General features: G+C 36.6%; 6 protein-coding genes. 1 reads left to right on the top strand and 5 read right to left on the bottom strand.

All coding sequences use genetic code 11. From position 1 onward, the window contains the following. Window positions 1-266 precede the first annotated feature (266 nt). The 3 genes from VIO64_RS21465 to yycF all read right to left on the bottom strand — a co-directional run bounded on the left by VIO64_RS21465 (window position 267) and on the right by yycF (window position 3,514). On the bottom strand, window positions 267-827 hold the full coding sequence (locus VIO64_RS21465) for a hypothetical protein (protein ID WP_331921792.1): 561 nt from the start codon (window positions 825-827) through the stop codon (window positions 267-269). Between the two features lie 154 nt (window positions 828-981). Next, a complete protein-coding gene (locus tag VIO64_RS21460) occupies window positions 982-2,751 on the bottom strand; it encodes an ATP-binding protein (RefSeq protein ID WP_331921791.1) in 1,770 nt (589 codons plus the stop codon). 64 nt (window positions 2,752-2,815) lie between these two features. Continuing rightward, a complete protein-coding gene (yycF, locus tag VIO64_RS21455) occupies window positions 2,816-3,514 on the bottom strand; it encodes a response regulator YycF (RefSeq protein ID WP_331921790.1) in 699 nt (232 codons plus the stop codon). A 305-nt stretch (window positions 3,515-3,819) separates the two neighbouring features. On the opposite strand from yycF, the gene VIO64_RS21450 reads away from it, so the two are divergent. Next, complete coding sequence (locus VIO64_RS21450; RefSeq protein ID WP_331921789.1) at window positions 3,820-3,975, top strand: hypothetical protein; 156 nt, start codon at window positions 3,820-3,822, stop codon at window positions 3,973-3,975. 1 nt (window position 3,976) lies between these two features. On the opposite strand, the gene VIO64_RS21445 is transcribed toward VIO64_RS21450, so the two are convergent. Next, entirely contained in the window at window positions 3,977-5,845 is a 1,869-nt protein-coding gene (locus VIO64_RS21445) for a nucleoside-diphosphate sugar epimerase/dehydratase (protein WP_331921788.1), read from the bottom strand. A gap of 83 nt (window positions 5,846-5,928) precedes the next feature. Next, a complete protein-coding gene (locus tag VIO64_RS21440; RefSeq protein WP_331921787.1) occupies window positions 5,929-6,531 on the bottom strand; it encodes a sugar transferase in 603 nt (200 codons plus the stop codon). Window positions 6,532-6,669: the final 138 nt, after the last annotated feature.

Genomic DNA, 6,669 nt, shown 5'->3' with positions numbered 1-6,669 from the left:
AGCCAATTATTTGTATAAATATTTTTCGACACAATAACCCTAAAAGGCAAGAACAAATTTTCCTTAAATTCAATCAAATCTCTCTGTGCCGCTACGTTCTTCTTATTGAAAAACTCACTAAAAAAATAATGAGGAAGCCCGTATTTTTTAAAACTCCACAGGATTCCCACTTGAAATATACTTGTGAATATTAAGATCACTAATACAAAAAATTTTAATCTTTCCCATTTAGCCAGGTTCATAAAAACCCCAAATTTCATTTTAATTTATTTGAATATACCTTTAAAAAAGTCAGTAATCTTTATTATGCCGTTTTTAATTTTTTCGGTCAAATCCTCTTTCATGACATTGAGTGTATAATCGCTTATCTGCAAGTTTTCACCTATTAAAGGTTTTTGGACTTTTCCAGGACTTTTCTTATATGCAACAATCCTTATCTTGTTAATGCCATCCTGAGGAAATTCTATTTCCTTGATAAGAATGCCATATTTCCCAAGATCCCAGCTAGTATTACCTTCAACGTCCGGAAAATCTATGTAACTTTTTGTTTCCTTGTCATATATCAGTAACTTAACAACTATATCTTCCGGTTCTTTTTCCTCCGAAACGCCGCATATAACATAGGACCTTTTACATTTCGATTCGTCTTTTTCCGGCCTTGTGATGGTAACTAAAAACTGTTTGGCCGTTGGCTTGGTATCCATACTGTAAATAAAGTCATTATCAAGTATATTCGCACCATTCTTCTGGTAGGAAAATGAAACAGTGGATAGCATTAATGCCGAGACAATAAAAATTGTCAGAAAACTACAAAATTTCTTTAACATTGTACAACACCTCAAAATGATTAAACCTTAAATCAGATTATTTTTTTATGCATTCTCTATATATGACTCTATATTAATTATACTACAATTTATGTTACAAATCTATTACATTGTATTTAAAATTAAATTACATTCGGTAATATACAAAACTACGTCATATTTCGCAAGACAACCTCAAGTTTACGGTCAGTACAGTACCCACACCAATCTCACTCGAAACTAATATTGTGCCGCCATGAGCCTCCACAATCTCCTTTGCAATGGCTAGGCCAAGGCCTGTACCGCCCATCTCCCTTGAGCGGGCTTTGTCCACCCTGTAAAATCTTTCGAAGACCCTTTTAATATCCTCCTGAGATATGCCGATTCCCGTATCAGCAACCCTGATAAATGCCATGTTCTCATTAACACCTACACTTACTGTTATGATGCCTCTAATATGGGTATATTTGATAGCGTTGCTTATTATATTTATCACAACCTGCTCTATACGATCCCTGTCTGCATACACTTCTCCAGGGTCTTCCTCAACAAAAAACTCAAGTGACTGTTCCTTGATTTTTGCATCAATGGACATTTTATTCACACAATTCTTTACAATTTCCGTCAACTGTATATTTTTCTTATTCCAGTGCATTTTTTTATTGTCCAGACTGGACAACTGCAATAGATCCTTAACGAGCCTTGTCATTCTGTCTGCCTCTGAGTTTATTACTCCCAGGAATTTTTCTGCTATTTCACCATTCCTGTACTCACCATCCAAAAGGGTCTCGGCATAGCTTTTTATAGATGTAAGCGGAGTCCTGAGCTCATGTGAAACGTTGGCAACAAACTCTTTTCTCATATCATCAAGCCTTTGCTGCTCTGTAATATCTTGAAGCACAATAATTATACCCTCAGCATTGTTTTCCTCATCGGTAAATAATGCAAAGTATATTTTTATTATTTTGTGCATGGTCCTTATATTTGCTTCTCTAGAGGCAGATGACTCAGACTCTAAAAGATCCTCTATGCTTATATCCAAAGAATAGCTTTTTGCAAACTCGTAAAAAGTAAAGCTTGCATCCCTTAGCCCCAGCATTCTTAAAGATGCCGGGTTGGAATGTATAACCTCACCCGACATATTAAAGGCTATTACTCCGTCCGCCATGTATTTTAAAATAGTTTCTATTTTGCTTTTTTCACTGGAAATACCGATAATCTTCTGCTTCAGCTCTTTAGCCATAAAGTTAAATGTCTTTGTCAACTTTCCAATCTCATCCTCGGATTTTACATCAACCAATTGGTCGAAATCGCCCCCAGCAACCTTTTGTGCCTTATGCATTACGTTTATAATTGGAATGGTGATGGTTTTTGAGAGAGCATACCCGATTAGCAACGATAGAATTATTGCAATTATTGAGCTCTTAAGTAAATCAATATTGAGATTATCTATAGTATTACCCAAATCCTGCCTATAATACCTAAAATAAAGTATATAATTACCATTTGTCCAGGCATAGTCATAAAAGGCAGTTCCGTCTGCAGTATGCATCAGAATTTCCTTGTCTCCGATTTGTCCGGACATTGCAGTGACAAAATTCTTGGACTTCAATAAATCCTCAAGGTAAGCACTCTTGTCATTATCGCTGTATCTTGAGTCGTAAAATTTATCGATATTAAGGTCCTTATCAACAAGAGCATAGGTTCTGTCTTCCCCGACATAGAAAGTAAGAATTGCATAATTCTTGTCCACAAGGGATTTTTTAGCTTCAGCTACTCCTGCCTTTTTGTTGTTTTTAAGCTCCCACTTGTTTAGCCCCGATTCTATGCTTGCCTTAAAGCTCTGGAAGTAGGTAGATTCTACCGAGTCTATTAAAAACAGCCACATAATAATCATAAGGACCAAGGTTATAGAAATAAAGATAGAAACCAGCTTCCACTGCAAACTCCGTGAAAATCTCCAGAAAAATCTCTTTATAAACTTCCAACGCAATTCCCTAAAATGCATCTTATCCTACCTTTTTGAAGAAGTAACCTACACCTCTTTTTGTAATTATATACTCGGGCTCGCTAGGATTCTTCTCCAGCTTTTCTCTTATTCTTCTAACTGTCACATCAACCGTACGTACATCGCCATAATATTCATAACCCCAGACCTTTTCCAAAAGCACCTCCCTGGAAAAAACCTGTCCCTGGGAAAGAGCCAGAAATTTAACCAGCTCAAACTCTCTTAAAGTAAGCTCTATAGTAGTATTATCATTTTTTATTTCATAACGTTCGAAATCAATTTCAAGATTGCCTATTTTCATTATACTTTCAGTATTGGAAGGCTGTACCTCTGAAAGTGCAGTCCTTCTTATGTTTGCCTTTACCCTGGCCATAAGCTCCCTAGGACTAAACGGCTTGGTAATATAGTCATCCGCACCAAGCTCAAGGCCTAACACCTTATCCACTTCCTCTTCCTTTGCAGTAAGCATCAATATAGGTGTGGAAAGGCTTTGCCTGATTTTACGACATACAGTAAATCCATCCATTTTAGGCAGCATTATATCAAGAAGGATCAAGTCAGGCTTCTGGTTTATTGCCAGCTCTAACCCCTGCTCTCCATCATGAGCCTCTATTGTATCGAATCCTTCCTTTTTTAGGTTAAATTTAAGAATGTCAACAATGTTTTTCTCATCTTCTACTATCAGTATTTTTTTATTCACAAAACACACTCCTAACAGAAAATATTATTTATCTGCATATCTCTTTATCTATTAGTCATTTCGGCAAGCAATGAAGCATATCAGAGTGACTGATAATAAGCCATTTTACTATTAGTATAGTATACTTTATACATTATAACATTTATAATCAAAAATAAAATCACAAATTTATGGTTTATAAATTTTAATAATTTCCATTGATAAAATTCCATATTATGTTATAATTATTACAAGTGGGTTGTCCATAGTTTATCTGAAATAATGTCAGTTGATTTATCAAGTCAATTAAAGGAGGCTATTATTTCATGTCAAAAGAACTCATGTATTCAATTATTGCACGTATGCACATCCGTCTTAACAAAATCATTGAAACCAATAACTTCGACCTTCAGAGTCACCCGGTTCAACACTACAGCCGAAGGCTGGACAGGGTTCTAACCTGCTATAACAGAAAACTATGAACTATTGAGCTTTCTTGTAAGTAGGTACAATCATTTGTACATATTCCATAACCTCGTTGGCGTCTGTCATAATTATTTCCTTCAATCGGTCCAACTCACGCTTAAGCATTACCAAATCAGTAAAAACAGGCTTCGCTACAAATATTTTTTTATTGGCGGTGGACTTAAGGCCTTCTTCATCCATAAGCAGCTCTTCATACAATTTTTCACCAGGCCTTAATCCGGTAATCTCAATTTTTATATCTTCATCGGGCTCGAAACCTGATAGTTTTATCAGGTTTCTGGCTAAATCATATATCTTTACGGGATTGCCCATGTCAAGGACAAATATTTCCCCGCCTTTTGCCATAGCTCCAGCCTGAATTACCAGCTGAACGGCTTCAGGTATGGTCATAAAGAACCTTGTAACCTCAGTATGAGTAACTGTAACAGGTCCTCCCTGTTCAATCTGCTTTTTAAACAGGGGAATAACGCTGCCGTTGCTGCCTAGTACATTTCCAAATCTAACGGCAACAAACTCCGTTTTGCTGTGTTTGTTTATTGCCTGAATTATCATTTCTGCTATTCTTTTTGTTGCTCCCATGATGTTTGTTGGGTTTACCGCCTTATCGGTGGAAATAAGCACAAACCTTTTTGTGTCGTACTTATCCGCACACTCTGCAACATTCATAGTGCCGAAAACATTATTCTTAATAGCCTCAGTGGGGTTGGCTTCCATCAAAGGCACATGCTTGTGTGCTGCCGCATGAAACACAACATTTGGTCTGTATTTTTTGAACAAGCTGTCTATTCTGTGTTTTTCTCTTATGTTTGCAATAACGGTTGTCAGATTAAGCCCAGGATAATTGTATATAAGCTCGTTCTGAATGTCATAAGCATTATTTTCATAATTGTCCAGTATTATAAGGTGCTTCGGCTTAAACGAGGCGATCTGCCTGCACAGCTCGGAACCGATTGATCCTCCTCCGCCTGTAACCATGATAACCTGACCTTCAACGTATGATGTTATCTTCTCAATATCAAGGTTAACGGGCTCCCTTCCAAGAAGGTCCTCTATATTTACATCCCTTATCTTCTGGATCATAACAGTCTCGTCAATAAGCTGTGCCATGGAAGGCAGTATCTTTACCTTACAATCGGTCTTAGAGCATTCATTGTATATTTCGTTTATTACCTGGTTGGATGCTCCCGGTATTGTGATAATAACCTCATCTATCTTCTTGCGGATTATGATATCCAGTATATCTTTGTTTTGCCCTATTATGGGGACTCCATTTATCTCCTTGCCTATTTTATATGGATCCTCATCTACTATTGCAACAGGTATGCTGTTTAGCTCTGTGTGGCGTCTAAGCTCCCTTATGAGCACAGCACCCAGATTACCCCCACCTGCAATAAGAACTCTCTTGGAGTTTTTTAATTGTATTTTTTCACCTTTTACAATCCTTCTAAATACCCTGTAAGCAAACCTTGAGCCGCCAAGCATAAAAATATCCACCAAAAAACAAATAGCAAAAATACTTGCAGGTACAGTTACCTTGAAAATAAGCATGTCCCTTTCAGCAAATATACGCTCAACAAAAACAAAGCACTGCATTATCACATTTCCAATAAATGCAGCCTTTACTATGTTCACCATTTCGTAGATTCCGGCATATCTCCAAAGGCTGCTGTAGAGCTTGAACAATGCGTTTGACACAACCTTTATCAACGTCGCAGCGATAAATATATAGATTATATTCTTTTTTACTTCAGGCGGCATATTGCTTAAATCGCCGTCAAACCTCAGTAAATATGCAAATAATACAGCAATGTTAATTAAAAATATATCTAAAATCACCAGAAGCTTTGATCTTATCTCTCTTCTCATATCAGACCTCCCTAAACTTAACAAATGCTTGCGAATTTTCAATCTTAATTGTTTCCGTAAGCTCAAGTACCGCTTTTAGCTATTTATACTTTAATGTGCTCTTTTTCCTGAATTTCTTGCTTTCCTTCAACAACACCTTTTGACAATATGACGTTCGTAAATGTTTTTAATACAATTTTCACATCAAGGAAGAACGACATATTCTCAACATAATACTTGTCATATTCCACCTTAACAGGAATAGGAAGCTCGTCTCTTCCATTAATCTGTGCCCAACCTGTAATTCCCGGCCTTACACTGTTTGCACCTGCAATGTCCCTCATCTCTATAAGATCATACTGGTTGTATAGAGCAGGCCTAGGTCCCACAAAGCTCATCTCACCCTTAAATATGTTAATGAGCTGGGGAAGCTCATCAAGGCTGGTTTTTCTTAAAATTTTACCCACAGGTGTAATAAACGCATCAGGCTTATCCAAAAGATGAGTAGGAACATCCTTTGGCGTATCAATATACATACTTCTGAATTTATATATATTAAACTCCTTTTTGTCCTTACCTATGCGACGCTGACTGAATATAACAGGACCTTTTGAAGTAAGCTTTACCAGTATAACTAAAGCCAATAGCACCGGTGACAGCAATACAATAACCACTATTGAAAATAACAAATCAAAAATCCTCTTCATTTGCCTCACTCTTTCTTAAAAAGTTACTTATGTTTTCTCTATATAATTAACCCCAATAATAAATTTACAACTGTTTTATAATTCGGTATCTATATATACCAAGTATATAAAACAGTTGTTAGTAAATCAACCCTAAAA

This window comes from Pseudobacteroides sp., assembly GCF_036567765.1.
Classification (GTDB): Bacteria; Bacillota; Clostridia; order Acetivibrionales; family DSM-2933; genus Pseudobacteroides.
Note: the sequence above shows the minus strand (reverse complement) of the source record. Positions and strands in the feature narration are given on the sequence as shown.

Bases quoted from the DNA above. Each gene is read 5' to 3' on its own strand.
- VIO64_RS21440 (WP_331921787.1), bottom strand. From the start codon at position 6,531: ATGAAGAGGATTTTTGATTTGTTATTTTCAATAGTGGTTATTGTATTG.
- VIO64_RS21445 (WP_331921788.1), bottom strand. From the start codon at position 5,845: ATGAGAAGAGAGATAAGATCAAAGCTTCTGGTGATTTTAGATATATTT.
- VIO64_RS21465 (WP_331921792.1), bottom strand. From the start codon at position 827: ATGTTAAAGAAATTTTGTAGTTTTCTGACAATTTTTATTGTCTCGGCA.
- VIO64_RS21450 (WP_331921789.1), top strand. From the start codon at position 3,820: ATGTCAAAAGAACTCATGTATTCAATTATTGCACGTATGCACATCCGT.